The organism is Paenibacillus sp. P46E (assembly GCF_001909095.1).
Classification (GTDB): domain Bacteria; phylum Bacillota; class Bacilli; order Paenibacillales; family Paenibacillaceae; genus Paenibacillus_AQ; species Paenibacillus_AQ helianthi.
In genome coordinates this window covers 94457-120475 of the sequence record NZ_LVYZ01000036.1, presented here as the reverse complement: position 1 = coordinate 120475, position 26019 = coordinate 94457, and the positions used below count along the sequence as shown (strand labels likewise).

Annotated in this window: 25 protein-coding genes; 5 read left to right on the top strand and 20 right to left on the bottom strand. The window is 46.6% G+C overall.

Features of this window, described 5'->3' with window-relative positions; genetic code table 11:
• The first annotated feature begins 61 nt into the window (after positions 1 to 61).
• Complete coding sequence (gene catR, locus A3849_RS12525; protein WP_074111733.1) at positions 62 to 388, top strand: catDE operon transcriptional regulator CatR; 327 nt, start codon at positions 62 to 64, stop codon at positions 386 to 388.
• A 92-nt stretch (positions 389 to 480) separates the two neighbouring features.
• Here the strand turns inward: catR and A3849_RS12520 are convergent, their stop codons facing one another.
• The 5 genes from A3849_RS12520 to A3849_RS12500 all read right to left on the bottom strand — a co-directional run bounded on the left by A3849_RS12520 (position 481) and on the right by A3849_RS12500 (position 4843).
• On the bottom strand, positions 481 to 1365 hold the full coding sequence (locus A3849_RS12520; protein ID WP_074111717.1) for an ABC transporter permease: 885 nt from the start codon (positions 1363 to 1365) through the stop codon (positions 481 to 483).
• Positions 1362 to 2354, bottom strand: a complete 993-nt coding sequence (locus A3849_RS12515; protein WP_074111716.1) for an ABC transporter ATP-binding protein — start codon at positions 2352 to 2354, stop codon at positions 1362 to 1364. Before A3849_RS12515 ends, A3849_RS12520 begins: the two co-directional genes overlap by 4 nt.
• The gene (locus A3849_RS12510; protein ID WP_074111715.1) at positions 2351 to 3472 is read right to left on the bottom strand and encodes a hypothetical protein; all 1122 of its coding nucleotides are present in this window, start codon (positions 3470 to 3472) and stop codon (positions 2351 to 2353) included. Before A3849_RS12510 ends, A3849_RS12515 begins: the two co-directional genes overlap by 4 nt.
• Before the next feature lie 61 nt (positions 3473 to 3533).
• Positions 3534 to 4052, bottom strand: a complete 519-nt coding sequence (locus A3849_RS12505) for a sigma-70 family RNA polymerase sigma factor (RefSeq protein WP_074111714.1) — start codon at positions 4050 to 4052, stop codon at positions 3534 to 3536.
• A 239-nt stretch (positions 4053 to 4291) separates the two neighbouring features.
• The gene (locus A3849_RS12500) at positions 4292 to 4843 is read right to left on the bottom strand and encodes a pyridoxamine 5'-phosphate oxidase family protein (RefSeq protein ID WP_074111713.1); all 552 of its coding nucleotides are present in this window, start codon (positions 4841 to 4843) and stop codon (positions 4292 to 4294) included.
• Between the two features lie 174 nt (positions 4844 to 5017).
• Here A3849_RS12500 and pdxR point away from each other — a divergent pair, with 174 nt between their 5' ends.
• Positions 5018 to 6448: a MocR-like pyridoxine biosynthesis transcription factor PdxR gene (pdxR, locus tag A3849_RS12495; RefSeq protein WP_074111712.1), complete on the top strand. Its 1431-nt coding sequence runs from the start codon at positions 5018 to 5020 to the stop codon at positions 6446 to 6448.
• A gap of 120 nt (positions 6449 to 6568) precedes the next feature.
• On the opposite strand, the gene A3849_RS12490 is transcribed toward pdxR, so the two are convergent.
• The 12 genes from A3849_RS12490 to A3849_RS12435 all read right to left on the bottom strand — a co-directional run bounded on the left by A3849_RS12490 (position 6569) and on the right by A3849_RS12435 (position 20102).
• Entirely contained in the window at positions 6569 to 7366 is a 798-nt protein-coding gene (locus tag A3849_RS12490; protein WP_074111711.1) for a class I SAM-dependent methyltransferase, read from the bottom strand.
• A 428-nt stretch (positions 7367 to 7794) separates the two neighbouring features.
• Positions 7795 to 9249 (bottom strand): PTS transporter subunit EIIC, encoded by a 1455-nt coding sequence (locus tag A3849_RS12485; RefSeq protein ID WP_074111710.1) that lies wholly within the window; start codon positions 9247 to 9249, stop codon positions 7795 to 7797.
• 57 nt (positions 9250 to 9306) lie between these two features.
• The gene (locus tag A3849_RS12480) at positions 9307 to 9816 is read right to left on the bottom strand and encodes a PTS sugar transporter subunit IIA (protein WP_074111709.1); all 510 of its coding nucleotides are present in this window, start codon (positions 9814 to 9816) and stop codon (positions 9307 to 9309) included.
• A 13-nt stretch (positions 9817 to 9829) separates the two neighbouring features.
• The gene (locus tag A3849_RS12475) at positions 9830 to 10699 is read right to left on the bottom strand and encodes a PRD domain-containing protein (RefSeq protein ID WP_256700751.1); all 870 of its coding nucleotides are present in this window, start codon (positions 10697 to 10699) and stop codon (positions 9830 to 9832) included.
• Positions 10700 to 10864: 165 nt separating this feature from the next.
• Positions 10865 to 13618, bottom strand: a complete 2754-nt coding sequence (locus A3849_RS12470; RefSeq protein WP_178382668.1) for a CHASE3 domain-containing protein — start codon at positions 13616 to 13618, stop codon at positions 10865 to 10867.
• Between the two features lie 112 nt (positions 13619 to 13730).
• Positions 13731 to 14123, bottom strand: coding sequence for a DivIVA domain-containing protein (locus A3849_RS12465; RefSeq protein ID WP_074111707.1), 393 nt, complete (start codon positions 14121 to 14123; stop codon positions 13731 to 13733).
• 120 nt (positions 14124 to 14243) lie between these two features.
• Positions 14244 to 14603: a replication termination protein gene (locus A3849_RS12460; RefSeq protein ID WP_074111706.1), complete on the bottom strand. Its 360-nt coding sequence runs from the start codon at positions 14601 to 14603 to the stop codon at positions 14244 to 14246.
• Between the two features lie 414 nt (positions 14604 to 15017).
• Positions 15018 to 15674, bottom strand: coding sequence for a general stress protein (locus A3849_RS12455; RefSeq protein WP_074111705.1), 657 nt, complete (start codon positions 15672 to 15674; stop codon positions 15018 to 15020).
• 111 nt (positions 15675 to 15785) lie between these two features.
• Positions 15786 to 18281: an ATP-dependent helicase HrpB gene (hrpB, locus tag A3849_RS12450; protein WP_074111704.1), complete on the bottom strand. Its 2496-nt coding sequence runs from the start codon at positions 18279 to 18281 to the stop codon at positions 15786 to 15788.
• Positions 18282 to 18408: 127 nt separating this feature from the next.
• Entirely contained in the window at positions 18409 to 18804 is a 396-nt protein-coding gene (locus A3849_RS12445) for a DnaJ family domain-containing protein (protein WP_074111703.1), read from the bottom strand.
• A gap of 104 nt (positions 18805 to 18908) precedes the next feature.
• Positions 18909 to 19286 (bottom strand): GIY-YIG nuclease family protein, encoded by a 378-nt coding sequence (locus tag A3849_RS12440; RefSeq protein ID WP_074111702.1) that lies wholly within the window; start codon positions 19284 to 19286, stop codon positions 18909 to 18911.
• A gap of 21 nt (positions 19287 to 19307) precedes the next feature.
• Entirely contained in the window at positions 19308 to 20102 is a 795-nt protein-coding gene (locus A3849_RS12435; RefSeq protein ID WP_074111731.1) for a DUF2087 domain-containing protein, read from the bottom strand.
• A gap of 264 nt (positions 20103 to 20366) precedes the next feature.
• Here A3849_RS12435 and A3849_RS12430 point away from each other — a divergent pair, with 264 nt between their 5' ends.
• From A3849_RS12430 to A3849_RS12420, 3 genes are all read left to right on the top strand, one after another.
• Positions 20367 to 21188 carry a CPBP family intramembrane glutamic endopeptidase gene (locus A3849_RS12430; protein WP_074111701.1) on the top strand — a complete coding sequence of 274 codons (822 nt, stop codon included), beginning with the start codon at positions 20367 to 20369 and terminating at the stop codon, positions 21186 to 21188.
• A gap of 63 nt (positions 21189 to 21251) precedes the next feature.
• The gene (locus A3849_RS12425) at positions 21252 to 21953 is read left to right on the top strand and encodes a response regulator transcription factor (RefSeq protein ID WP_074111700.1); all 702 of its coding nucleotides are present in this window, start codon (positions 21252 to 21254) and stop codon (positions 21951 to 21953) included.
• Positions 21943 to 23013, top strand: a complete 1071-nt coding sequence (locus A3849_RS12420) for a sensor histidine kinase (protein ID WP_074111699.1) — start codon at positions 21943 to 21945, stop codon at positions 23011 to 23013. The genes A3849_RS12425 and A3849_RS12420 overlap by 11 nt, the downstream gene beginning before the upstream one ends.
• Positions 23014 to 23096: 83 nt before the next feature.
• Here the strand turns inward: A3849_RS12420 and A3849_RS12415 are convergent, their stop codons facing one another.
• From A3849_RS12415 to A3849_RS12405, 3 genes are all read right to left on the bottom strand, one after another.
• On the bottom strand, positions 23097 to 23906 hold the full coding sequence (locus tag A3849_RS12415; protein ID WP_074111698.1) for an SDR family oxidoreductase: 810 nt from the start codon (positions 23904 to 23906) through the stop codon (positions 23097 to 23099).
• A 242-nt stretch (positions 23907 to 24148) separates the two neighbouring features.
• On the bottom strand, positions 24149 to 25015 hold the full coding sequence (locus A3849_RS12410) for a transglutaminase family protein (protein WP_074111697.1): 867 nt from the start codon (positions 25013 to 25015) through the stop codon (positions 24149 to 24151).
• Positions 25012 to 25965, bottom strand: coding sequence for an alpha-E domain-containing protein (locus A3849_RS12405; protein ID WP_074111696.1), 954 nt, complete (start codon positions 25963 to 25965; stop codon positions 25012 to 25014). Before A3849_RS12405 ends, A3849_RS12410 begins: the two co-directional genes overlap by 4 nt.
• Positions 25966 to 26019 lie beyond the last annotated feature (54 nt).

The following is a 26019-nucleotide window of genomic DNA, read 5'->3' as shown; positions in this document are numbered from 1 at the left end:
TATAAATATTTATCATTACTTATAGTAAGTTTATGATATAATGAATGCGGAGGTGATTGATATGGATGATTTCGAAATGTGTCCGCGCTTTGAAAAAGCGGTAGATATGCTTAGCAAACGCTGGGTTGCGCTTATAGTATTCGTACTTATGAAAGGTCCCCGCCGTTTTGGTGAAATTGAGGGCTGCCTTTCCAATCTTAGCGGCAAGGTATTGTCCGACCGTTTAAAGGAAATGGAGAACGAGGGCATCATCCAGCGCACTGTGTATCCTGAAATGCCTGTACGGATTGAATACTCTCTGACCAGCAAAGGAATTGCACTCGCACCCATCCTTGGTGAAATTGGCAACTGGTCTACCGATTGGATCGAGATCGGTGCAAACAAGTGATGTCCGGTCTGCAGCCTAAATAGCGCCTTGACGGTTCCATCTTAGGAATCCATCAGGGCGCTATTTGTTGTATCCATTAGTGAAAGTACATGTTACAAATCCTTATGCTGAAACCGCAGCAGTCCTATCGCAAATACCACAACCGTATACAGAACGGCATACACCACAAAGGAATCCGAAGGAACGGAATAAAAGTCTAATAGGGGAAAGGAGCTTGTATCCATATTAACCATCCCTCCCAAATCTTTCAGGCTGAAAAGCTCCGCTGTCATTTTTTGCTGAAGTCCGTCTGCCGGCATGAGAAGAGACATGATCCCCGTGAGATTATGCAGTGTATGGATTGCTTCCTCCTTCAAGCCTAGCGAACTGCTCAATTTATCGATCATCCCTCCAAGCCAGCCTGCTCCATAGAGCATGGTCATGAAAACCCCGTTGCCAAGTGCCGAGAATAAACCCGATCCAAGCATGGAAAAGCTGATCAGCAACGGTACTAGAGAAGCAAAGAGCAGAAAAGCTTTTATAAGCGCAGCGCTGTCTCTTGGGATAGAAGCATGTGCATCTGCTATCAGCAGAATCGCTGCAAACAAAAGAAAAGCATAGAGAATTCCTAAGGTGACATACCCAAGCCAGCGCCCCAGATACCATTTCCACCGCGGCAATGGGCGAGGCAGTAATGCTTGCATGATCCCCTGTTCCGCTTCTCCCGCAATGGAGGAGAAAGAACTAAAAATAGCCAGAAAGGCAATAACAAAAGCCCCGAAGAAAAACCCCATGGTCAAAATAAAAGTGCCTGTCGTAAAGCTTTCAATCAGGTTTCTTCCATTCATAACGCTGGTTGCCCTTCCAGATTCGCTGCTCCCGACAATAGCTGCAACGAACCAGAACGCAATCAGAAAGATGGCAGTCATAACCAGAGTCATGAGCATCACTTTCTTCCGCAGCAGTTCTTTCCAGGTCATTCCCAGTATGGTTCTCATTCCTGCTCCCCCCTATGGCTGAGCCCGGATACAGCATCCAGGAACCATTCTTCCAGTCGTTCTTTTTTTCGCGAAACCTCAAATAAGGTCATACCCTGTTCAATCATCAGTGAATTTAACCAGCCCACTTGTTCTTCACTCTCAACTTCCGCCTCCAGCCACACAGTGCTTCCTTCGATGGCAGAAGTCACAATGATGCCCTCTTCATCCTGATTCCTGTCTACCGCTGCCTGACTGATCTGCAATCCCGTATGATTCTTCAACCAAGACAGCAAAAAAGGCGAAAATCCGCCCACTTTAAAATGCCAGCTTGTTCGCTTGTTTAATATTTCTGAGACTGTGCCGTGCCGCAGGATCTCGCCGTTATTCAGCAGCGCCATCCGGTCGCACAGCACCTCAACATCCTCAAGCAGGTGAGAGTTGAGAAAAATGGTGATACCCCGCTGCTTTAGACTTTCCAATATAGTCCTCACTTCCATACGGCCGATTGGATCAAGTGCCGATGACGGCTCATCCAAAAAAACAAGCTCCGGATCATTCACAAGTGCGCAGGCTAGACCCAGCCTCTGCTGCATTCCCTTGGAGTAATACTTCACACGGTCACGGCCCCGCAGTCCTAATCCAACCTCCTTCAGCAGCTCTGGTATTCTGCGGTCTGCTACAGACTTTTCAATATTGCATAATCTGGCATGGAGTCTAACTACTTCTTCTCCACTCAGCCATTCCTGGTACCGGTAAAGTTCCGGCAGATAACCTATCTTGGACTTGGCTGCAAGAGTTCCAATCGGATGTCCAAAAAGAGCGGCACTTCCACTGGTCGGACGAATTAAGCCTGCCAGCATTTTAACAAAGGTGCTTTTACCGGCACCGTTGGGACCGAGGAAGCCGAAGGCTTCCCCTTTCTCAACAGTAATAGTTACATCTCTGCAGCCGCGTCCGTTACTGTATTCTTTAGTCAGTAATTGCGCTTGAATTGCGGGTACATTCATTGCGTGATCAACTCCTGGAGCTGCTTCATGAATTTCTCTTTGTCCTGATAGAGTGAACCGCCGGAAAAGTCGAACAGCTGCCCATTATTCACCCATGTAGCACTATAAGTAGGCCCATCTCCATACTCCATAGTTTCCATGATAATCTTTATACCGTTCACTTCAATCTGCTCGGAATGATTCCCTTTGATCACAGGCATAGGCAGGTCTCCGGCCAGAATACTGCTCTGCTGCAGACTGGACTTCAGTTCATCCGGGAGAAGCGGGAAGTCAATGACAGCCCGTACAGCCTCTTCCATGTTAATTGAAGGATCAACATTCACCACAGGCGTATTCATCTGCATCAGATTCGCCCAGTGATCATCCGTAGAAAAATCATAGCTTACGGATTCTGGAACCGATAGCGTGAGCGGCTTGCCGTCAATGGATTCTGGCAACAGCTCTTTCGCCCCCAGACGTGTCAGCGCCTTATTTACCTCATCCACCTTGAGAGTTAGTGTAATTTGCTGTGCGGAGTTTATATATACGTTCTTAACCTTATCAAAAGCTCCACCGGTCAGCGCAGGGTAGCCCAATTTATCCTGCAATGCATTTATTGGCACCATTCCGCTTAACGTACCAGATGAATAACTGAATGAGCCGAATTTGTTAACAGCTTCATTAATATTGTCTTCCCCGCTGACCTGATAGAACAAATTCCGCAGATCATCTTCATTGACAGCCGTTACTTCCTGCATTCTGAATTGACCCAATATGGCGGCCATGGCCGTATTGCCTACAGGTGTGGCAAGTATGGCTGCAAATATGGCTACGCCCGCTGCAGCAGTTGCCCATTTCCGGCGGCGGTTCATGGCAAACCGCCGCGGCTTCCGAGTATTAGTTTTCGCTTGTGCTCCGGCGGCGTCCACTGGACTCACTAAAGGCTGCACCTCTTTCTTCCTATCACTTGATTCCGCTATGGATGCCGCATGATCATCTTCTATGCTAATCTTTTTGACATCCTGCCCCCATGATGCCCATACCGGATTCACCGGCTCAGCAGCAAGCTTATTCTGCATCTTCGCCCAGGCTTCGTTTGTAAGTTGTTTATCGGAATCATATTTCAAAGGATTGGTCATTGGATGGTTCCTCCTAAAAGTTTGATGTTCATTAACTGCCTGGATTCGCTTCGTACGCGAATCAATCGGTCTGCGGGTATGAATTAACCGCCTGCTGTTTCAGCTTATGGGTTGCCCGGTTAAGCAGTGTTCCGACAACCGGAGGATTTATGCCAAGCTGTCCGGCAATCTCCGAATAGCTGTAGCCCGAGTAGCGCAATAGCAGCGCCTGTCTGTCTCTCTCGGGCAGACCATCCAGCCAAGTCCGGACATCCTCCTGGTCCAGCTTGTTGAGTACAGTCTCTTCACCGGAAGGCGGAGCTGCCTCGGCACTGAACAACAGCTCATGCTTATCCTGGAGCCGACGCTCTCTGGCCTTTTTGTTCAAATAGTCATATCCGATCCGGGTGAGCACTCTATGGAGCCAAGCACCCAGTGCATTCGGATCATCCGGCGGGTTGCGGTATAGTCTGAGAAACACATCCTGGGCTAAATCGTCTGCTGCCGACTCATCCCGTACAAGCGCCGCCAACTTTCGCCGCACCACCGGATAGTGTTCATAAAATATAGTTCGAAACATTTCAGATTCCGGAAATTCCATTGTGTAAATCCTCCTTATCAGCTGCAGCTATAAGTAAGACGAACGCCATAACGATTTTGTATCAGAGTTAAGTACAATTATCTTAACATTTCTAATTTATTGTATTTGAAAACGCAAAAAGCAGTATCTCAATAAGTAGAAACAAGACGAATAAACCCCGCTAGATTAGTACCAGCAGGGTAATGTTTATGTAATCACATTTATGACGTCATCTATCTTGATCTAACAGCATCCTTATTTTATTTATCCCCCCGTCCTGCCTTCATGTCTGCACTATACATTTTTTCTGCTTCTATGGGACTTTCTTTTGCTGTCAAATGGTGTGGAATTACCCTGGAAACCTGGACCGGACCGCCGAATACAGCCGACCTATATTTATCCACATGCTGCTTGGGCAAAGGGCGGTTATAATACCCGGGTACATATTTATTTATCATTTCCTGAAGCACATGAGTGGCTTCGTCCAAATCCGTAACCGGCTCTGCTTGTCCAAAGATCATTACACTCATATAAGCCGTATCTGTTTTGGCAGGCACCGGATCCGTGATAGTTCCGTAGGACTCACATACGGTAAAACAAACCTCTGGATTTTCCTTCATGACCTGATTGCGTCTTCCATCTCCGGCCCCATGAAAATAGAGCTTCCCCTGCGTCCATACATAATTTAGCGGTACGACATATGGAAGATTCCCGTCAACCAATCCCAGATATCCCGTTTTCGCTTGCTGTAGGAAACGATCAATTTTCTCTTGATCCACACATTCTCTGATTTTGTAACGAACTATATCCATTTGCATTATTCTCCCTTCCATTCTTAAAGATTCGCAACGATCAAATTGTAAATACCTGTGTTATTACGGTAGTATATCAATGAATGGATTGCATTAAAACATCCAAACATTACAGTTATAAACAATCCATAATAAATGTTTCAGGAGTAAATCTTCTTTTTGGGGGTATGTTCGATGATGAAAGTAATACGTAATGATAAAAGACCCATTTGGCAGCAATTGCTCGATCAAGCCATTCATAATATCACAAACGGAATCTGGGCCCCGGGAGAATTGCTAATTCCCTCCCGCGAACTCGCTCACATGGTAGGTGTCTCTCGCTCAACGATACAGATCGTCTATGAAGAGTTGCTAAGTCGAGGCTATACGGTTACATCTCGCAGAGGAGGAACGCGAGTTAGTACATGGAATCTATTCACCGAGTCAACGAAGGAAATAATAACAGATGGCCCCATTCCCCCCTCACTTCCCTTGTTGAACTCAGCGGTTGATCAGCTACATGGCTGGTTCAGAGGCAAAGAACAGTTGAAAGTGGATATTGACTTTAATCCACACGAACCCTATTTGGATGAGCAATTTCAAAAAAATTGGCGACAATCACTCATTCATGCATCCGCTGAAATGGATTTATCAAACTGGGCTTACGGTGATCCCTATGGGTTCACACCATTACGTGAGCAAATCCAGCGGTATTTGTCCCTTGAACGTGGAATTCATATCCAAACCAATCAGATTCTGTTAACCTCTGGAGCTCAGCATAGCATTGACTTAATCGCACAGTCGCTTTTAGCAGATGGGGATACTGTCTCAGTAGAAGATCCTGGTTTTCCAGCTGCCTGGATGGCGATGAAATATCGGCGTATGAATGTAGTCCCTGTTCCCGTTGATGAATATGGTCTTGTGGTTGAGCGTATTCATCCCCAATCCAAACTAATCTTTGTGACACCTTCACACCAGTGCGCCGTCGGAGTTGTTATGTCGGAGCCACGCAGGCAACAATTGCTGCATAAGGCCACTAAAGATCAATTGTGGGTCATTGAAGATGATTATGATAGTGAATTTCGATATCGTGGAGAACCACTTCCAACGCTGTTTAGCCAAGCATCTCAGAATACCTTGTACCTGATGAGCTTTTCAAAAATGATTGCTCCAGGTATTCGTATTTCAGCTATCGTTGGATCTGTGAAGGCCATTGCCCAGCTGCCTAAGGTACAGGAGCTGACCTACCGTCATCTGCCGATTATGGATCAGCTAACGCTAACCCACTTCATCAAGAATGGGCATTTTATGCGCCATATGAGAAGAGCCAGAAATGTGTACCGGCGAAGACACGAAGCGATGACCAAGGCTATTATGGCTAGTGGTTTAGGAGAGCGTTTCACACTAAGTGGAGTAGAAACAGGATTGCATATGTTACTAGAAGCTGAAGAGTCATACGACGAAGAAACCGTCACAACGTTAGCCCTTCAACAGGGGATACGTATATACCCGCTTGGACCCTATTGTTTGGAGAGCAAACGAAAGGGATGGGTGTTGGGGTTTGCACAAGTAGATGAAGCATCCATTGAGAAGGGGATTCATTGTCTTGCGAGTTTGATCTTATAGGGTCAGAATTAAGCTTATATAAACGTGTTACTATTTGTGATACGATTCCCTGCACTGTCTGTAACGGCAAGCTTTTAGGGCCATCCGTTAGGAATGACCCTTTCTTTGATCTTGTTTTATTTATAACTTCCTTGCCCATAGAATAGCGCGATTTGTAGCTTCAACATTCGGCTCCGGAATCGGGTCACCGGTATAATTTTGATAGGTACACTCAATGGTAAACCCGGCATCTGATAGCCAATCGTAAACTTGCGTTAACGTAGGAATGTGCTTATACCAACGCTTTGGTAAAATGATCTGCTCACCGCTATTTGTGGTGAGCTCCCAGTGACCAGTTCCCGTACAAATCTGGGTTATAGGGTCATACACACTCCCATAGCTAACACTTTGGCCTGTCGTACCCAATTCGTCTGTCCCTATGAAAGAGCTACTCACGTTCAGCCTATTGAACCGGGCTGCTGGATCATATTGAAGGTCAAAATCAATATAAAAATGTCCACCCGTGCGAAGCGCGGCCGCAGCATTATTAATAAGAGTCTTTTGTGCATCTTTGTAATCGATCTCGCATTCAATGTTAATCAGGACATTACCTGCCATGACTACGACATCATAACCGACACCCCATCCGGCAATTACTGCATCAGCTTGGTAACAGCGAATATTCGTTAAACCCGACATCCGGCGATAACATCGCAGGAGCATATGTTCATCGGTATCAAAGCCTGTAACAAAATGATTCGCCTTTGCTAGAGGAACACAGATCCTACCACCACCACAGGCAACTTCAAGTATATTTAGTGGTTGATTGTCTGTTTGCTCAGTAAGTACTTTCAGCAGAAAATCCACGTCGTGAGTTTGGTTTTCAAACTGTTCAAACACACTAGCATACCAATGTTTTGCGATAAACTCTCTATTCACAGGTTTACCTCCATTTTTTATAGGAGGGTTAAATTATAGTCACCCTCCAAGAAACAAAGCAGGTGGACAAATCTGTCATATTTAATCATCTAATATCATCCTTTCATCGTTTAATGGAAAGTGGATAAATAAATAATGTATTTCTCTTTGATTATGACCAGGAATTATTTTACATACAATGTAAAGATTATTTATACCTATTTCCATCCGTGGAGAGATTTACTCATGCTCATGCGACGGAACGTAAGAAGAGAACCGCCAGTGACAACGTTCGAATTCACTTTAAGAATATCCCCGATCCTGAAATTACTAAGAACCCGCATAACCATTGTGGTTGTGCGGGTTCTTGGTTTATATCTGATCATGGAAAACATGATGATGAAGAAAATGAAACCCAACAATACATTGACGTTTAAAACACCCTATTTTTACAGGAGTTTCTTGATGTCATCCTTGATTTGCTCCGATTGCGGTCCAAATACGATTTGCACCGCACCCTGACCCAATCTCATTACCCCCGATGCACCAAGTTGCTTCAGCGCGGCGTCTTTAACTGCTTTCTCATCATTCACAATCAGCCGCAATCGTGTAATACAGGCATCAATGTTGCGGATGTTGGACGGTCCGCCGATATTCTCCAGGATTTTGACTGCTCTGGAGGATGCGGAGATTTTTGCTCCACTCACATCAGCCTCCAGGATTTCGTCATCAGCATCATCCTCACGCCCTGGTGTTTTCAAATTGAACTTCACAATAACAAAGCGGAACAAGACATAATATAGTACGAAGAACGCAAGTCCGACCGGAAGCAGGACCCAGGCATTGGTGGAAAGCTTTAGATTCGTCAGGTAATCAATCAAACCCGCAGAGAAACTAAATCCAAGTCTTACATCCAGAAAATACATTAAGGCCATGGAAAGACCGGTTAAAAGCGCATGCACCAAGTACAAAAGCGGTGCGACGAACATGAAAGAGAACTCCAAGGGTTCGGTAATACCGGTAAGGATGGAGGCGATAGCTGAACCAATAAATATCGAGGCCACCATTTTCTTTTTTTCAGGTTTTGCTGTATGGATAAAGGCCAATGCAGCCCCCGGCAAAGCGAACATCATAATTGGGAAGAAGCCCGTTGTGAACATCCCTGCGCTTTTATCACCTGCTAGGAAACGCCATACATCACCATGGATAACCTCCCCGGCAGCATTTGTGTAATCACCAAGCTGAAACCAGGCAATGGTGTTAATTACATGATGCAGACCGATGGGAACAAGCAGACGGTTTGCTGTACCGAAGACGAATGCCCCAAAAGCGCCAAGACTTACAACCCAGTTACCGAAATTACTGATTACATCCTGCACCGGACTCCAGATCATACCGATCAGGACAGCCAGGACCATAGTCGATGCAGCTGTTATAATCGGAACAAAACGTTTGCCGGCAAAGAATCCAAGCCAATCCGGCATTTTGACATTATGATATTTTTTGTACAGGAAAGCTGCCCACGCCCCGGCAAAAATACCGCCAAGCACGCCCATATCCAGTACAACATCATCTCCAATGAAACCGAAGGTGGCCGGTACAATACCCAATATTTTCGTAAGTACCATATAGGCAATCAATGCGGACAAGGCAGCTACGGCATCTCCTGCAAAACCGATAGCAACACCAACAGCAAAGATCAATGCCAAATTTCCAAAGATGGCGCCTGCACCAGCGTTCAGAAAGGGGGCAATATACTGATTCAGAAAACCTCCAATGGCACTGCCTAAATGTAAATCCTTTTCATAATCGAGCAATCCTAATCCTTGCAATATCGCCGCCGCCGGCAGTGTAGCTACCGGAAGCATTAATGACTTACCCAATTTTTGCAGAAAAGCCAACATTCCAATCATCCCCTTGTCTCGTATTTTACTTCGCTAAACATGAACCTGTATGCTTAATTACCTGGATGCCACAGTCAGAATAATGTCTTTGCCGGCAGCAGCCGGACCATATTGGTAATCCATTTCAAAATCCGTTTCTCCGTTGCTGGTTACAATAATAGGTGTTATGGTCTGATAGCCTGCCGCCTGTATGAAAGCGGTATCAAATTCAATCAGTGTCTGCCCTGCTTTTACTTCATCCCCGATGGTAATATGACTGATGAATCCGCTCCCTTTCAGGCTTACGGTATCCACTCCGATATGCAGCAGCAACTGGAGTCCGGATGAATGTTCAATAATCACGGCATGATTGGATTTGACCACATGGGCGATTTTTCCGTCAAAAGGGGCCATTAATCTCCCCTCACTAGGTTCTATAGCTATTCCTTTTCCCATATGTCCACCTGCGAAGGTTTCATCCGGCACACCTGATAATGGAACGGCCTTGCCGCTTACCGGAGCATAAATCTCCAGTGTCTTCACTTCAGTAGGGCACTTTTCTTTTTTCGATTTCCATTTAGCAAACATTGCTTCTCTCTCCTCACTGTTGCTGTTTGTCTAAGGTCTGGAACAAACGCCGCAAATGCATAGCGAGGAAGCAGATTTCTTCTTCCGGAACTTCTGCACCCAGGGATTCCTGCATGACCTTGCCCATTTTTTGGGCCAGCTTGTATTCCTCTTTGTATTCTTTCTGAATATGCTTTACGAACGGATTGTCGATGAGCGAACCCTGCAGAATCCGTTCAATCGTAAATCTTAGATGAATCATCAGCCGAATGTGGTTCATACTGCCATGTGCAAAGGTTAGCTGACGTTCTTCCCGAATCATATCCAGCAACTCGCTGACGATATTTGAGGCTTTCACCAACTGGCCAACCGGCACATTACTGACCGCAGAATATACGTGATAAGTTAGAAATCCCACTTCGTCTTCTGGAATCTGAACCTGGAACTCCGCGCTGATTTTTTCTGCAGCCCTGTAAGCGATCTCAAATTCCTTAGGAAAGGACATCTTGGTCTCCTGAAGGAACGGGTTGACAATGTCCATTCCGTTCCGGAGACGGTAAATGGTGAACTGGATATGGCTGGGGAGCGCCAAATAGATCTTGTCATTCAACTTGCCGGAAAATTCAAGGGCAATATCCGCAATAATATCATCCGTAATTCTCATCACTTTGGGATCTATATCTTCAAGCAGAATCTGATATTGACTCCATTCCTCACGATCCTCCAGCCGGAATAATTTCTCAATCCGCTGGTCATTCGCATCAATGATTCCTGAATCTTTCACCGCAAATCCAATCCCTTTGCCAATAATCACATATTCTTTACCCTTTCGGCCTCCTTGCACCATCACTACGTTATTGCCGATCACCCGCAGTACCTCAAATTGCTCATTTTCCTTGGCCAAGGTCCCCCTCCTTTCCATTCATTGTCAGATTTTTTTGCATCAAAAAGAGCCAAGAAAGACTCATATGAATGAGATCAATTCTTGGCTCATGCCCTTAAAGGTAACACGCCGCTTGCATATAAATGATCATTTATAGAACCATAATAAATCAAACCTATACTTCCGTCAATGGGTTTTTGAAAAGTCAAATCCATCCAACAATCGGCACATCCGTGTAACCACATCCTTAATCACCACAGGCTTGCTAATAAAATCCGAGGCTCCTGCAGCCAGACATTTCTCACGGTCTTCCTTCATCGTTTTGGCTGAAATCGCAATAATGGGAAGTTCAGGAAACTTCAATTCGTCACGGATAATCGAAAGGGTATCATAACCGTCCAGGTTCGGCATCATAATATCCAGAAGCACAATATCCACTTCAGGCTGTTCTCTGACTATTTGCAGGCATTCGAATCCAGATTGAGCAGTAAGAATTTTCATGTCATAGGGCTCCAGCCCTTTTTCAAGGGCATAGATGTTGCGGATATCATCATCTACGATCAGTACAGTTTTCTCATGCAGCTTCAAATAATCTCTTTCGAATGGTGTACTGTCCTTCTTAACAGGCATCTTCTGCTGTACTCCCCATTCCGAAGCAGCGGCAGCCGGGGTACTCCAGACATCTGAAATAACGGTATCGAACCCGTCATCTTCTTCACGGCAAGGGAGATACAACGTAAAGGTGCTACCCGTCCCCTCTGTGCTATCAAGCGTTATAGTGCCGCCTAGCAGTCTGGCAAGCTGAAGGGATATGGACAATCCCAAGCCTGTACCGCCAAATTTTCGTGCTGTAGAGCCGTCAGCCTGACGGAAAGCTTCAAAGATGATCTCCCGGTTCGCTTCCGAGACACCAATACCACTATCTTTTACCGCAAAGGCGATTACAGGTTCAGTTGTAAGAAGCTGCGATTCCGTTAGAGGTTCAACCCGGTGAATAATCACCTCTACGAAACCCTTCACCGTAAATTTAAAAGCATTGGAAAGCAGGTTCCTCAGGATTTGATGCAATCTCATTTCGTCTGTAAAGAATAAATCAGGAACATTATCCTGAAGTGTTACCTTGAAGTCTATATTCTTCTGCTCAGCAATTTTGTTGAAATATCCCTTCAGCAGGGATGGCAGTTCAGTAAGGTTAACGGCATCCCGTTCTACCGTCATTTTGCCTGCTTCTACTTTGGACAAATCCAGAATATCGTTGATCATTGACAGCAACTCGCTGCCGGACGAATGAATGACCGCTGCATAACTCAGTTCTTCTTCCGACAGGGACTCATTGCGGTTCTCTGCAAGCAGTTGTGAAAGAATAAGCATACTATTAAGCGGTGTGCGCAGCTCGTGAGACATATTGGCTAAAAATTCAGATTTGTAGCGTGAACTAAGCTCCAATTGTTCATTATACTTCTCCAGTTGAACTGCAGCATTCTCGGCAACGGCCTTCTGATCCTCCAGCTCCCGGTTTATAGTCAGCAATTCCTGTGTATGATTCTGTAATTCCTCAGTTTGTACCTGCAATTCTTCAGACTGAACCTGAAGCTCCTCAGATTGAATCTGCAGTTCTTCGTTCATAGCTTGAGATTCTTTATACAAATGCTGAATCTCCATACGCGTCAAAACAGAATTCAAGGTGACCCCCAGCATTTTCAGCAACTCGTTAAACAGCTCAAGATGGTATGGAGCCCATTTGGTAAGTGAAGCCACTTCCAGAACGGCAACAGTTTTGTTCTCGAACAAAACAGGAGCAATAACAGCAAATTGGGGTGCGGATCTTCCGAGACCGGAGTTAATGCTTATGTAACCTTCTGGTAAATTCTCAATCCGGTTCATCCTTTTATCGATTGCACACTGGCCAATGAGGCCTTCACCCAGGCGGATGATTGTCTTCGCGCTCCCGAACTCCTGATTCTCCGAACCGGCATAAGAATACTTCCGTTCCAATTGATCATTCTCACCCAGAACATAAATGACTCCGTACTGCATCTCCAGCATAAAGGACAATCTGTTCACAAATGTTCTGCACACTACTGACAAATCCGTCGTTTCCTGAAGTGCTATAGACATTTCAGATACCTGTTCACTGCTCCAGCGGTCCCGCTGCACAGTATCCAAAAGTTCATTTGTGGCATTCCCCAGATCATAGATTTCATCCAGGGTCTTCACTGTAATCCGATCGGACATATTCCCTCCGCCTGCAATACTACGGATCGCCTGTATGACGCTAAGGAGCGGATTGACAATACTGGCAGAGATCAGGTAGGTCACAAGAGCTGCCAAGAACGCAACCAATGTCCAGAGAACATACATGGTCAGCAAAAGCTTATTGTTGCTATCTTTCAAACTGGTGATACTTTCGCTGGTATGCTTGCGCTCGTTATCCCGGAAGTACTCTAACTGTGAGCGTATAGAATCAACGATCAGCTTGCCGCTGTCATTACGAAAATAAGCGTTCACATCCTGATTCTGCCCATTGCGTTTTAGATCAACTACATATTGTCCCGATTTTTCGATCCATTCAACAATATTCGCTTGGATATCGTTCAAGTTCAATAGCTGATCAGGATTATCCTTAATCATACTAACTAATTTAGTGTAATTAATCTTCCACTCGGTAGTCCCGCTATCATAAGGAGCCAAATAGCTGGAGTCTCCAGTAAGGGCATAACCCCGCTGACCGGTCTCCATGTCCAGCACATTTTTTTCAATCTGATAAGTAAGCTCATGCAACCTCATATCATGCTCGCTCAGAAAAACAGTTTCTTTCTCCAAGTCATTAATCCTACCGGATACTACCAGCAGAAACAATCCCAGCATTAGCAGGATCATGGCATAACCGAGAGCAATTTTCCCGCGGATCTTCAGGCGTAAACCTCGCTTATCATGCAATGGTTCAACCTCCATCTGACATTCCAATATATAATTCATTTACACAAGTTATTCTATAATTGTAAATGCTGGCAAATCAGATAACAAGGGGGCCATTTGCTTTAAAACGCTGTTATAGATAACTTTCGCTCCGGGGCAGCCTGTCCTTTAATTGTTTTACGTTGGCTTCCAGCTTCAGGATCACATCTTCCAGGTCCATCGGATCAATCCCCCGGATGACCGGTGCGGGTACCGGTACAGCTTCTGCTTTTTGGGCTTTGTCCTTCATTTCGCGAAGCTCAATCTGCTGCTCCTGCCATTTATCCATCAAATCAGCTATTGTAGCATAGAAGCGCTCATAATCCTTGATCACGCTATCCAGAAACGTGTCTACCTCTTCGGCATCATAGCCGCGAAGCTTCATACTGAATTCTTTCTCATGTATGGTGAGAGCGTCAAGTGTAATGCCTAACTGGCTGAACAGCTTTCTCTGCTTATCCAGTCTGCGTTTCATGTGTTCATCCATGTAAGTTACCTCCAAGTATATAGCGTTTCGTCTGGCAGTAATCATTATAACAGGGTAAAAGCAACCTGGAAATATCACTTAGGTTGTAGTTCATGAGATTAAAGTCTAATCCGTTGAAGATTAGAAATTATCCGCAACAGCTTTGTTCAGAATTCCTAGACAGCGGTCCAGATCCGTCTTAACCTGCTTCTTATACAATCTGGCTTTTTCCTCTCCATCTGTGGTGAAATGATACAGGACGATCTCCTGAAAATCCACCTTGGGATCATTGCCTTTCAACTGCTTAGTCCGATATAGAATCCCTTGCTGTACCAGTTCATGCAGTGCACGGTAAATTTCACTCTGTGGAGGAGAATAACCATGCGTTTTGAAATCTCTCCGCAGATCCTCAAGCATTTGATAGCCATACCCCTTATGTTGTTCAACCATTGTAATCAGATATACCTTAATAAAAGCCCGTTGGGCAATCATAAACGCCATGGGACACCTCCTAATAATGAGTTTCCTTATCCTTCCTGTACAACTCCAGTATAAACACTATTTCCCTGATTTCACAATAGGTAAATCCGAAATAACCCCCTTCCTTTAAAACCTTCACCTAGGATATAAATACCGGAATTAGTTTGAGTAAAAACGTAGATGCTAGAGTGTGTGGTTTGTTTAGCTGTTCTATTATGAATTTTTCATATGATGAAATTAGGTTTACAGGGTGACAATTAAGACCTACAGTTCTTCTCCCGGCCTGCCTCCCCCTTGTATTCATCAGATTTCATTTTCTAATGACAACTCAAAAAGACTGCACCTCAGATATTTTCTGAAATGCAGTCTTTTGAATTTATGCTAACCCTCTGCTTCGCCCAATGGCTTCAAAAAGCTTCTCGCAGCCTTGCTGGATTACATCCGGTTGCCGTTGTAGCGGTCCGGGTCGACATCCGCGTTCATTGATCCTCTGTTGCCCATGGAATTACCCACTGTCGTATCATCCCTTATCACATCCGGGTTTGTTGCTCCCCGGTCTGTAATGGGATCATTCAGCGTACCATCGCCATATAAGCTGTTATACCTGCTGGCATTCAAGGAGCGGTTGCCCGTAAATACGCTGTGGATATCACGTCCGCGTCCATTATCATCCACCAGGACGAGGATTTTTCCGCTGTCGACGTAGCCTTCATATTCTTTGGCTTCATCCTCAGGAATACCGAGTCCAATTAATCCACCCACGAGACCGCCTGCACCTGCGCCGATAGCTGCGCCTGTAAGAGTAGCCACTATTGGGCCTGCCGCCAGAATAGGACCTATCCCCGGAATGGCCAGTGCCCCGATTCCTGCAAGAAGTCCGGTAATGCCGCCAACTACTCCTCCGGTTGCAGCACCGGTTGCTACACCTTCTGGAGCCATGGTTCCTGTATCATCCGATATATTTTTGAGTTCATCCCGGTCACGTGTGATCACTGAGATCTCGTCATTACTTACACCTTGCCGCTGCAGCTCTTCAATTGCTCTGGTCGCTTCTTGTTCTGTGTTGAATACACCTATGATTTTGTCGGTCACTTGAAGCCCTCCTTCGTAATTGTCGTTCGCTACATTATTACCCGATCACATACGTCCCAAACAGGGTGTAAGCATTTTCAGTGAAATGACGATGTAAGCAGGGAAGAACGTTTATTTTGAAGGGCGTGTACGGTTTGTAGGAACTGCCTGCAGCGGATCATCCGGCCAGTAGTGCTTGGGGTAGCGTCCTTTGAGATCTTTTTTGACTTCAAAATAGGTGCTGCGCCAAAAACTGGCGAGGTCCGCCGTCACCTGCACGGGTCTCCTTGCCGGAGAAAGCAGATGCAGCAGTACCGCAACCTTGCCTCCCCCGATCCTTGGTGTATCTACTTGGCCGAACAACTCTTGAAGCCTGACTGCAAGCACTGGTGCCTCCGGGTTACTGTAATCCACCGGAATCCGTGAACCGCTGGGGACGGTGATATGCGTCGGCGCTTCCTTATCCAGTCTTTGCCGGCTGCTCCAATCCAGCAGTCCCTCCAGCGCTCTGGATACAGGTACCCGCTGCAGGTCGCGGAGATTGCGCATCCCCTGAATAAACGGCTGAAGCCATTCCGGAAGGGAGGACAGCAATGTTTCTTCCGAAACATCCGGAAAATCTGCCCGCAGCCTATGCAGGAATACCATCCGCTGTCTCAGCTGGACCGTCCCTTTGTCCCAGGGCAGCAGTTCGAGCCCCTTGCCTTCTATTACGCGAAGAAGTACCTCTTCTGCCTCTTCAGCGGTTGGTCTTTCATGCGAGGTTTCCTTCAGGATCAATGCACCCAGCAGGGTCCGCCGGCGCGCCTGTACACTTCCGCTATCATTATCCCAATAGACTTCACGCTCATCTATCATATTGTTCTTGTGATACTTCAGCAGATCTGCTTCAGGCAGGTCTGCGGCCAGCATAATCCGGCTCTGCCCGGCGCGGTCATCGATGCCAGCCGCTACAATATAGGGCGAACGCGTCAGCGGCTGCCCTTCTCTCATGGCCGCCCCCCGGCCACCCGAGAGCAAAAAAGCGCCATCGCCGCGTTTTTGCCCGATGCGGTCGGGGTAGGCGAACGACAACAGAAGCCCGGTCAGGCTGATGTTGTCCGGCAGTGCACCCGGCGCGGCCTGCAGCTGCGCCAGGAAGCTCCGGCTCTCGCGCTGCACCGCGCGCAGAGCTGCCGGGTCCGCTCCGCCGCTGTCCGCAGCGGAGCGCTCGAACCTCAGCAGCGCCTCCACGCGCAGCGTGAGGTCGCTGTCCATTGCCGCGGGACCCCGCCAGAGGTCCCGCTCCTGGAGCAGCGCCGCCAGCCGGCAGGCGAGCGGCGCTGCTCCCAGCTCTGCCGCGCGCAGCAGCATGTGCGCGATGCGGGGGTGCGCGCCCAGCGCGGCCATGCTGCGGCCGTGCGGCGTAATGGCGCCACCGGCGTCCAGCGCGCCGAGCTGGCGCAGCAGCGCTAAGCCCTGCGCATAGGGCGCGGCAGGCGGCGCATCCAGCCAGAGCAGCGCCACCGGGGAAGGCGCCCCCCACAACGCCAGCTCCAGAGCCAGCTGCGCCAGGTCGGTCTCCATGATCTCCGGCACATTCTCATCCGGAAGACGGGCATGCTCCTCCTGGCTCCACAGCCGGTAGCATACTCCCGGCGCGGTACGTCCCGCTCGGCCCCGCCGCTGGTCGGCAGAAGCCTTGGAGACCGGCACCGTAGTCAGCCGGGGCATGCCCGTTCGCGGCGAGAACACCTGAGTCCGCCGCAGCCCCGTATCAATCACCGTGCGTACCCCTTCGATCGTCAAGCTGGTTTCAGCAATCGAAGTCGCCAGAACTACTTTACGTTCTCCGGTTACTGAGGCTGTCACCGCGGCATCCTGCTGTGCCTGTGGCAGCTGCCCATAGAGTGGACGAAGCACTGTTCCAGGAGGGAGAGCAACATTTTGCAGTTCACGCTCGGAGCGGCGGATTTCCGCCTCCCCAGGCAAGAAGACCAGCACATCTCCAGGCTGTTCGGCAAGTGCACGGCGGACTGCCGCTGCAGCTCGCTGCTCCAGCTGCCTGTCTCCGGGGCCTGGCAGATAGACTGTTTCCACCGGAAAGGCCCTGCCCGGACAATCCACAACAGGCACACCTCCGAGCAGAGCCGATACCCTGCCGCCGTCCAGTGTTGCCGACATGATCAGAATCCGCAGATCCTCGCGGAGTACAGCCTGTGCTTCCAGTGTTAACGCCAGTCCCAGATCAGCATGAAGGCTGCGCTCATGAAATTCATCAAAGATCACAAGCCCTACATCGCCTAGCGACGGATCGCTTTGCAGCATTCGGGTCAATACCCCTTCTGTGACAACGACAATACGAGTGTTTTTGCCTACTTTCGTGTCATTACGCATACGGTAGCCTACCGTTTGTCCGACACTTTCGCCCATGGAAGATGCCATGTAGCTCGCTGCCGACCGGGCGGCCAATCTTCTGGGCTCCAGCATAAGTATGGTTTTTCCGGCCAGCCAAACCTCTTCTAAAAAAGCTGGCGGTGTACCGGTTGTCTTCCCCGCGCCAGGCTCGGCTAGCAGAACAGCAGCGGTTGAAGTGTTCAATATGGTTTTCAGCTCAGGGAGCACCTGTGCAATGGGAAGCTGTTTCATCGAATCTCTCCATGTATTCTTATTGTCTAGTATTCCTAATATGATGGGCGAAACCCTAGTAAATTTCAAGCTCTCTGCATACAAAAAAAGAGCTACCCTGCCCTTTCGGCCGGATAACTCCATTCAATTATTCTTCCCGGGTAAGCTGCTCCTGAATCTTGTCTCCATAGTCGGAGAACGCGCTGCTGTTCCCGAATCCGCGCTGCCCCATCAGCTCCTGTAGGCGGAGTCGTTTCAGCGTCAGTTGGGATTTAAGCTCTTTTCGTTCGCCATCCTTGGTGTTTCCATTGCTGTGACATGCCGCGAGCAGCGTCTCCAGAGTTACACATTCCTTGCGCAGCGTGACTTCTTCCGGGAGCAGACCAGCGTTCTTCATGATTTTGAAGGACATCCGCAAATCCTCCGGCACCCCGGACAGATCCTCCAGCTGAAGAGGTTTGCCTTGCCCCGGCAGATCCTCGAACTCACCACTGCGCATCGCTTCCTGTATCCTCTGTTCCGCAAGCCAAGATAATATCGTCATATCCTCTCTCCCTCCTCTGCTGCAAGGCTCCAAACAAGATATCATGCCGATAACTGCCGTTTGCCTATAGTTTAGCATAGAGGATGAGTGAAATCACCCGTTCCTTATTTCTGTTTTAGATAACCGCGTTCTCCGTAAGGCGACAGCTTCTCCAGCCATTTGCTCTCCAAATCGGGCAATTGTTTGCGGTATTTGGAGAGTTCGGTTACCTCTGCCACAAAATCCTCTTCAGGCTTAATCTGCTCCAGAATCTCAAAAACAAATGCTTTCTCTCCGAGTTCCTTCCAATCTGCCTGAAGCTCTTTATTGTCATGTTTTCCGATATCCAGCATGAACTTATGTTTATTCCAGACTCCATCCAGATTAATGCTGCTGCCTACAAAGGCCTTATCATTTAGGGTGTTGACGATTCGGTACACTCCCATCGGCCGGTGGGAATGCGCGTAGTTATAGGCTAATTCTTTACGTTTTGACTTTTCCATGTTTGCTGTTCTCTCCTTCATCTATAAACTAACCCAGTAGCTGCTTCCATCTGGCTCACGGTCCAGCAGCCCATAATCAATCAAATACCGCCGGAGCGTAACATAATCCGCAAAAGCCTCTTTCAGGATGGTGTTAACCTCATTCTCTGTATATTGGCGTCCGGTTTCAAAACGCTTAATCAGCTGACGGAGAATTGCTGCTTTTCGCTTCTGCTTCTTGGGAAACTCCGAGATTGGACCTTCCAATCCCTCTTTAAAGTAGGTATTCAGGATTTCGGTATTCTCCTCCTCCGTAATGGCAAACCGCTCATCGACCATGGCGGCGGAACGTGGGATACTGACAAAAGGCGAGGATGCCCCCGGCTTTTCTTCCACAAGCTCCATTACAGCGAGAAACAGCTTCGCCTGCTTCACCTTTTCCCGCAGAGTAAACCGGTGATTGCGCACGGTAGAGGTACTGCCAATGCCCAGTCCCTTGGCTGCTTCTCCATCACTCAAGCTGTGCCGAAAAGCATTCAGCAACCCCTTCTGCAGCTCCGTTAATCCGGTAAGCTTCTTGTCCAGTCCCAGCAGCCAGTGAAACATCCCTCCATGTGCCTGTTCCACATGAAGTGCTGCATATTTGCCGGCTTCATAATATTGACTCTCTTTCTTATAGATCAAGCCCTTCTCAAATTCCTCTCCACAGACCAGACAAGTATAGTAACCTGAATGCTCCCGCATCTCAAAAAGATATCCCTGCTTCAGCTCACTAATAGAGGCATTCCAGAATTTTTCCGAAATACTAACCGATTCATTGCCTTCCGCCAACCCAATCACCCATTTTCACCTTAATATATAGACATATTATCATTTTGTTTGTTATTTTACAATCATCTAATTACATTGTTTATAAAATACCAAAAAAACTGCCCTAGCTTGTGGCAGTGTTCATCTACGTTCCACTCATCTCACCGGACAGCAGCTAAGAAATGTTAAGATTTCCGTTAGAATTCCTTAAGGAATTAGTTAAATCGCAGCGGATATTTACGCCTACACTTATGGAGTCGTATCCAGTTTTATTACAAGGGAGAGTTTTAGATGGAAAAGTTAAAAACTTATGCATTTGCTAGACCTGTAATGTTTTCAATTATTATGATTGTTGTGACGATTGTCTTAACGTCCATACCTTTAGATCCTTTGTTTGTGTCTTTGTTAGGTCAGAAATCAAGTGAATATGCAACAGGGATCATTGAGCAGGTACTGGTTAGTTTTGCAATAATATGGCTTTTGAAACGGTGGGGGTTATTGATGAGTGCAGGATTTACCCGTCCGAACTGGAAGGGATTGTGGATTTACTGGCCTATGATTTTGTTAATATTACTCAATGGGTCAGATTTTATATTTGGCAAAATTGTTATAGATACCTCAAGACCGGTCGTAATTGTCTTGTTTATCGTAACTTATCTGTCCACGGGATTATTTGAAGAGGTGCTATGCCGCGGTGCTGTATTGTCCGTAATGCTGCGTAAATGGGGGGCAACCCGAAGAGGATGTTATGCCGTGATGATCATGTCCAGTGTATTGTTTGGTTCCGCGCATATCATCCATTATTTTCTTCATCACTCTTCATTGCTTGCTACGTTAACACAAATGACTTATGGAATATTTATCGGAGTGTTTTTTGCAGCCTGTGTGATCAGGAACAAGAGCATTTTTCCGGCAATGCTTGCTCATGGTGTACTTGATATCTTTGGCAGCTTTCAAGAAATTGCGGTTGGCGGAGGTCTGAACAAAACCTACATCACTATGACTGTCAGTAACTCCGTAAGCTCGATTCTGATTACTCTGCCCTTATTTATTTATGGACTTGTTATCCTCCGAAAAGTAACACCTTCTGAAAATCACGGATCTATTACATAGAGTTAACTTTTACCTGTGGCTATAATAGTCATATTACAGAACGTTACTTGAAAGGGATCTACTATGAAGCAATATAGTATTCTAATTATTGATGATGAACAGGAAATTGTTGAGTTAATTGAGATTTATCTTGTTAATGAAGGGTATCGGGTGCTAACAGCATTTGATGGAACTGAGGGCCTTAACATTCTGAACCATCAGAAGATAGATCTGGTTGTGCTCGATATCATGATGCCAGGAATAGATGGAATGGAGACCTGCAGAAGGATAAGGCAGACCATGAACCTGCCCATTATTATGCTAAGCGCCAAATCACAGGATATGGACAAGATTCTTGGGCTTGGACTGGGTGCAGATGATTACTTATCCAAACCCTTTAATCCAATGGAGCTGATTGCACGGATCAAATCACAGTTAAGACGTTATATCATTTTAAATGTACCGAGCCAACAAAAGAATGAGGACAGTGTCATTCATATCAAAGGTTTAGTGATCAATAAAAATAATCATTCCGTCTCTACTGACCACCATGAGATCAATTTAACCCCAACAGAATATGAAATACTATTATTACTCGCCAGTAGTCCCGGCACTGTGTTTAGTGCGGAACAAATATTTGAAGCGATATGGAAAGAAAAATATTATGAATCTAATAATACGATCATGGTTCATATTTGGAGACTTAGGGAGAAAGTTGAGAAAACGCCAAAAACTCCTCATATCATTGAAACCGTATGGGGAGTTGGCTACAAAATTGAAAAATAAACGGGGCACCATACGCTATAAGTTGATACTCGTTTTTTTCACTAGTGCTGCTTTGACCGGTTTATGTATGCTTTTGATATTTATGGCCTTAATTGTAGCCTCCACAAACCACCCCTTCGCGGTATTTTTCATGCAGCATTTATTTATATTTTCCCTGCTATTATTTGTCGTTCTTATCTTGCTGATGATTGGATTTCTTCTTCTGATGACCAGAAAGAGCATCGTTTATCTCGAAGACATCACGAAAACACTGGAAACCATCTCTAAGGGTAATTTAGAAGTCAACATTCCGGTAAAAAGCTCTGACGAGCTTGGAAAATTGGCCACCACTGTTAATAGCATGGTCTATAAACTAAAGATTTTAATGGAAGAAGAAAAAAGCTGGGAAAAAACAAAAAATGATTTGATCACAAATTTATCGCATGACTTAAGAACACCGTTGACCTCTATCCTCGGGTATATGGAATTGATTGCGGATGTCAAATACGCGGATGAAGAAAGCTTAAGACACTATGCAGGTATAACCTTCCAAAAGTGTAATGAACTCAAGGTTCTAATTGACAATCTTTTTGAATATTCAAAGCTCACGAATTCGGAATTAACCATCAATAAGAGCAAGCTCAATCTAGGAGAACTTTTGGAGCAAGTGATTCTTGGATTTATTCCTGCACTAACAGAGGCGGAGATGGAGTATAGACTATTCTACAGCAATGAAAAAATCATGATTAATGCAGATCCGATTCTTTTAGTAAGGGTATTTGATAACCTTATTAGCAATGCTATCAAGTATGGAAGCGAAGGAAAATACCTTGATATCGAGTTAAGTAAAGCTGATCATGAAGCGCTCGTACGTATTATTAACTATGGGGAACCGATACTGGATGAGGATTTACCCTTTGTATTTGAAAGATTTTATACAGCTGATAAATCACGCTTTGGACAGACCAATGGATCAGGTCTGGGGCTTGCTATAGTAAAGAGCATTATTGAGCTGCATGACGGTACAGTTACTGTACACAACCTGGGTCACAGAACCGCTTTTGAAATTAGATTACAATAAATGCATAATACAAAAGAGCTTTATCCATCATCGGATAAGGCTCTTTTGTTCTCAGGGATACTATATTCTACTGTGTGAGTTTATCAGGAGAGCAATGATTCTGCGCCATCAATCACAATCTGTGCTCCCGTGATATGAATCGAGTCGTCCGAGGCGAGAAAAGACACCAGGTCCGCCACATTTTCCGGTTTACCCGGCCCATCAGCAAGCGGCTGCGCACCTTCCGGGAACTCAATCGGGATCACTATGGCCTCTACATCCTCATTAAATTCCGTGCTTTCATCAATATTGGTAGAGATGGCTCCCGGACAGATGACGTTGACACGGATTTTGAACTTCGCCAGCTCCAGAGCAGCCATCTTGGCAAAAGCAACCTGCCCCGCTTTGGTGGTACTATAGGGTGACCAGCCAAAGCTGGCAAAACGGCTGTTGCCGTTGATGGAGCTCGTAATGATGATGCTGCCTTTGCCTTTTTCTTTCAGATGTGGAATGCTGTATTTTAGCGTAAGAAAGGTTCCCGTCAGATTCACGGACATCGTACGCTCCCAATCATCCAGGGTCAGCTCTTCGATAGGACCTACCGCTCCATTGATTCCGGCATTGGCAAAAACAATATCCAGTCCTCCGAAATGCTCCACCGTCTTGCGTACTGCTTCTTCCATGCGCCCGGCATCCGAAGTATCGACATCGATAGCCAGTGCACAGTCCTTTCGTTGTTTGTTCAGCTTCTGCTCCAGGACGGAGGTACGTTCATTCACCAGGTCAAACAAGGCTACATTTGCACCTTCACGGGCCATTTGAATCGCCGTCGCTCTCCCGATTCCAGAGCCCGCACCTGTAATTATGGCTGTTTTACCGAGGAAACGCTGCTTTTTTGCTATATTCGGGCTCATATGTACACTCCCTTTCCAATTCGTCCAACTTAGTGGCTCTGTTTCAAGATTACCCAAATGGACCTTGATTATAATCATTTTATGCAAAATTTGCACAAACTTGATGCAACATGCACATTGAAGCTGCAAACAACCACCTATTCGCTATCTGTTAGTCACATCCCAAAAAGAGCAAGGAAATGGTTGAACTGCCCCTGTTGAAATCAAAAAAACCCTGCTGCCGCAGGGCTCTCCTCACTCCTTCAATTCTCCAGCTTGCGCACATCCACCTTGACCGTCAACGTACCGGATACACCGCGGTATACACCTTTTACCGGTACGATATCCTTGTAATCCCGGCCGTGTCCCAGCTTGATATACCGCCAGTTCACTTCCACATTATTCGTCGGATCAAAGCCCAACCATCCCGTTCCGGGGATATGTGTCTCCACCCAGGCATGCGAAGCCTGCTCGAAATCGGCATTCCCCCCCTGAAGATCACCGACAAAATGATATCCGCTGACATACCGCGAAGGCAAACCCACACTACGGCAGACTGCGATCATCAGATGGGCATAATCCTGACACACTCCTCGTTTGAGTTTTAATGCCTTTTTAACGGTAGTATTAACACTGGTCGCTTCAGGATCATACGTAAACTGTTCGTAGATCGTCGACGACAACTTTTTGGTCCATTCATACATATCTTCCGCTTCATCAAAGGGATGCTGTGACGCAAACTCGACAAGTTCTGGTGTTACTTCGGTATATCGGGTAGGTAAAATAAACTCTACATACCGGTTCTGGAACTTATCATCGTTGAGCAGCTTCACCTGATCCTCTAACGGAATATGCGGAAGATCGGCACCCTGCGCCTTATCCAGTGTAACCACGGTAGCCTTGGTATGAATTACCATCTCCCTATGGGGCTTATTCACAGAATAGGCATGCACCCGGTTGCCGAAAAAATCCTCATAGGTAAGCAGATTCGCTGGTGGATATACATCTACCTCATGATGATAGCAGGACTGACGGTAATTGGTCCGCGGCGTCAGGCGGATTTCATTGACACTGTCCGTAACCGGCTCCGGGTAGCTGTATGTGGTTGTATGATGGATCTGAATTTTCATACGGAGACTCCTTCACGGCGAAAAAAGGCGCCTTCCATCGTTTTACCAAGCTTCTGGCAGGAGATCATCAAGGACTGCAATACATCCTCTACCAGATCGCCGGACATCTCTTCTTTCTCCATGTAGTCAAGCTCTGCCTTGATCTTGCCTGCCTGCCGGATTACCCGCTCGTGACCGGAGCCCTTCTCGGAAGTATCCAGCTCAAGTTTAGCCAAATGCTCTTCCAGCTTGTGGAACGAAAAGCGGATCGAACGGGGGAAATACGCATTTACAATCAAAAACTCCAGTATGCTCTCTGGGGACATCGCATCGGCGTAATAGCGTCGGAAGGCTTGATATCCGCTCACTGATTTGAGGACCGCCTGCAGCTGTGTATAGATAGCATTGATATCTTTGGACTTACAGGACACCGTAACAGACTGCAGAATACGTGTTGTATTCTCTGCCCGCTCCAGGAAGCGTCCGCTCTCAATGAAGCGCCACTCATTGGCTCTCAGCATAACGGATTGCTCAGCACCGAGGAACATGGCAGCACGCTCTTTGACATGCTGATAGAACTGATGAGGTCCGACCATAATATCCGCAAGGGATTGTTCTCCGAGCCACAAGTTGAAACTGTTGACCATATCCCACAACTCACTGGGAAGATGCTGTCTCAGCGTCCGCAGATTATTTCTCGCCTGGTGGACACAAGAGAATATTGAATTGGTATTGCCAAGGTCCAGTGTAATGAAGGACAAGACATCCTGCTCGCAATAGCTGTCAAATTGCTGCTGATATTCATTTTTGACACCTAGCGCATCGATCAGCCGTGACCATTTATGTCCTTCAGCCTGGAAGTCCTCTTCCTGTTGTATATGATAATGCACATCGATCAGCCGGGCATGATTCTCCGCCCGCTCCATATACCGGCCAATCCAAAACAAAGCCTCCGCATTGCGATTCAGCATCGTAGCCACTCCTTCATTAAACGAATTGATGCTGCACTTTGTTCATTCTGAAGC

Excerpts from the sequence above, each read along its gene's own strand:
- A3849_RS12425 (WP_074111700.1), top strand. The coding sequence starts at position 21,252 with ATGAAGCAATATAGTATTCTAATTATTGATGATGAACAGGAAATTGTT.
- A3849_RS12510 (WP_074111715.1), bottom strand. The coding sequence starts at position 3,472 with ATGACCAATCCTTTGAAATATGATTCCGATAAACAACTTACAAACGAA.
- hrpB (WP_074111704.1), bottom strand. The coding sequence starts at position 18,281 with ATGAAACAGCTTCCCATTGCACAGGTGCTCCCTGAGCTGAAAACCATA.
- A3849_RS12515 (WP_074111716.1), bottom strand. The coding sequence starts at position 2,354 with ATGAATGTACCCGCAATTCAAGCGCAATTACTGACTAAAGAATACAGT.
- A3849_RS12485 (WP_074111710.1), bottom strand. The coding sequence starts at position 9,249 with ATGTTGGCTTTTCTGCAAAAATTGGGTAAGTCATTAATGCTTCCGGTA.
- A3849_RS12505 (WP_074111714.1), bottom strand. The coding sequence starts at position 4,052 with ATGGAATTTCCGGAATCTGAAATGTTTCGAACTATATTTTATGAACAC.
- A3849_RS12445 (WP_074111703.1), bottom strand. The coding sequence starts at position 18,804 with ATGACGATATTATCTTGGCTTGCGGAACAGAGGATACAGGAAGCGATG.
- A3849_RS12415 (WP_074111698.1), bottom strand. The coding sequence starts at position 23,906 with ATGAGCCCGAATATAGCAAAAAAGCAGCGTTTCCTCGGTAAAACAGCC.
- A3849_RS12405 (WP_074111696.1), bottom strand. The coding sequence starts at position 25,965 with ATGCTGAATCGCAATGCGGAGGCTTTGTTTTGGATTGGCCGGTATATG.
- catR (WP_074111733.1), top strand. The coding sequence starts at position 62 with ATGGATGATTTCGAAATGTGTCCGCGCTTTGAAAAAGCGGTAGATATG.
- A3849_RS12460 (WP_074111706.1), bottom strand. The coding sequence starts at position 14,603 with ATGGCGTTTATGATTGCCCAACGGGCTTTTATTAAGGTATATCTGATT.
- A3849_RS12430 (WP_074111701.1), top strand. The coding sequence starts at position 20,367 with ATGGAAAAGTTAAAAACTTATGCATTTGCTAGACCTGTAATGTTTTCA.
- A3849_RS12465 (WP_074111707.1), bottom strand. The coding sequence starts at position 14,123 with ATGGATGAACACATGAAACGCAGACTGGATAAGCAGAGAAAGCTGTTC.
- A3849_RS12480 (WP_074111709.1), bottom strand. The coding sequence starts at position 9,816 with ATGTTTGCTAAATGGAAATCGAAAAAAGAAAAGTGCCCTACTGAAGTG.
- A3849_RS12440 (WP_074111702.1), bottom strand. The coding sequence starts at position 19,286 with ATGGAAAAGTCAAAACGTAAAGAATTAGCCTATAACTACGCGCATTCC.
- A3849_RS12410 (WP_074111697.1), bottom strand. The coding sequence starts at position 25,015 with ATGAAAATTCAGATCCATCATACAACCACATACAGCTACCCGGAGCCG.
- A3849_RS12500 (WP_074111713.1), bottom strand. The coding sequence starts at position 4,843 with ATGGATATAGTTCGTTACAAAATCAGAGAATGTGTGGATCAAGAGAAA.
- A3849_RS12520 (WP_074111717.1), bottom strand. The coding sequence starts at position 1,365 with ATGAGAACCATACTGGGAATGACCTGGAAAGAACTGCTGCGGAAGAAA.
- pdxR (WP_074111712.1), top strand. The coding sequence starts at position 5,018 with ATGATGAAAGTAATACGTAATGATAAAAGACCCATTTGGCAGCAATTG.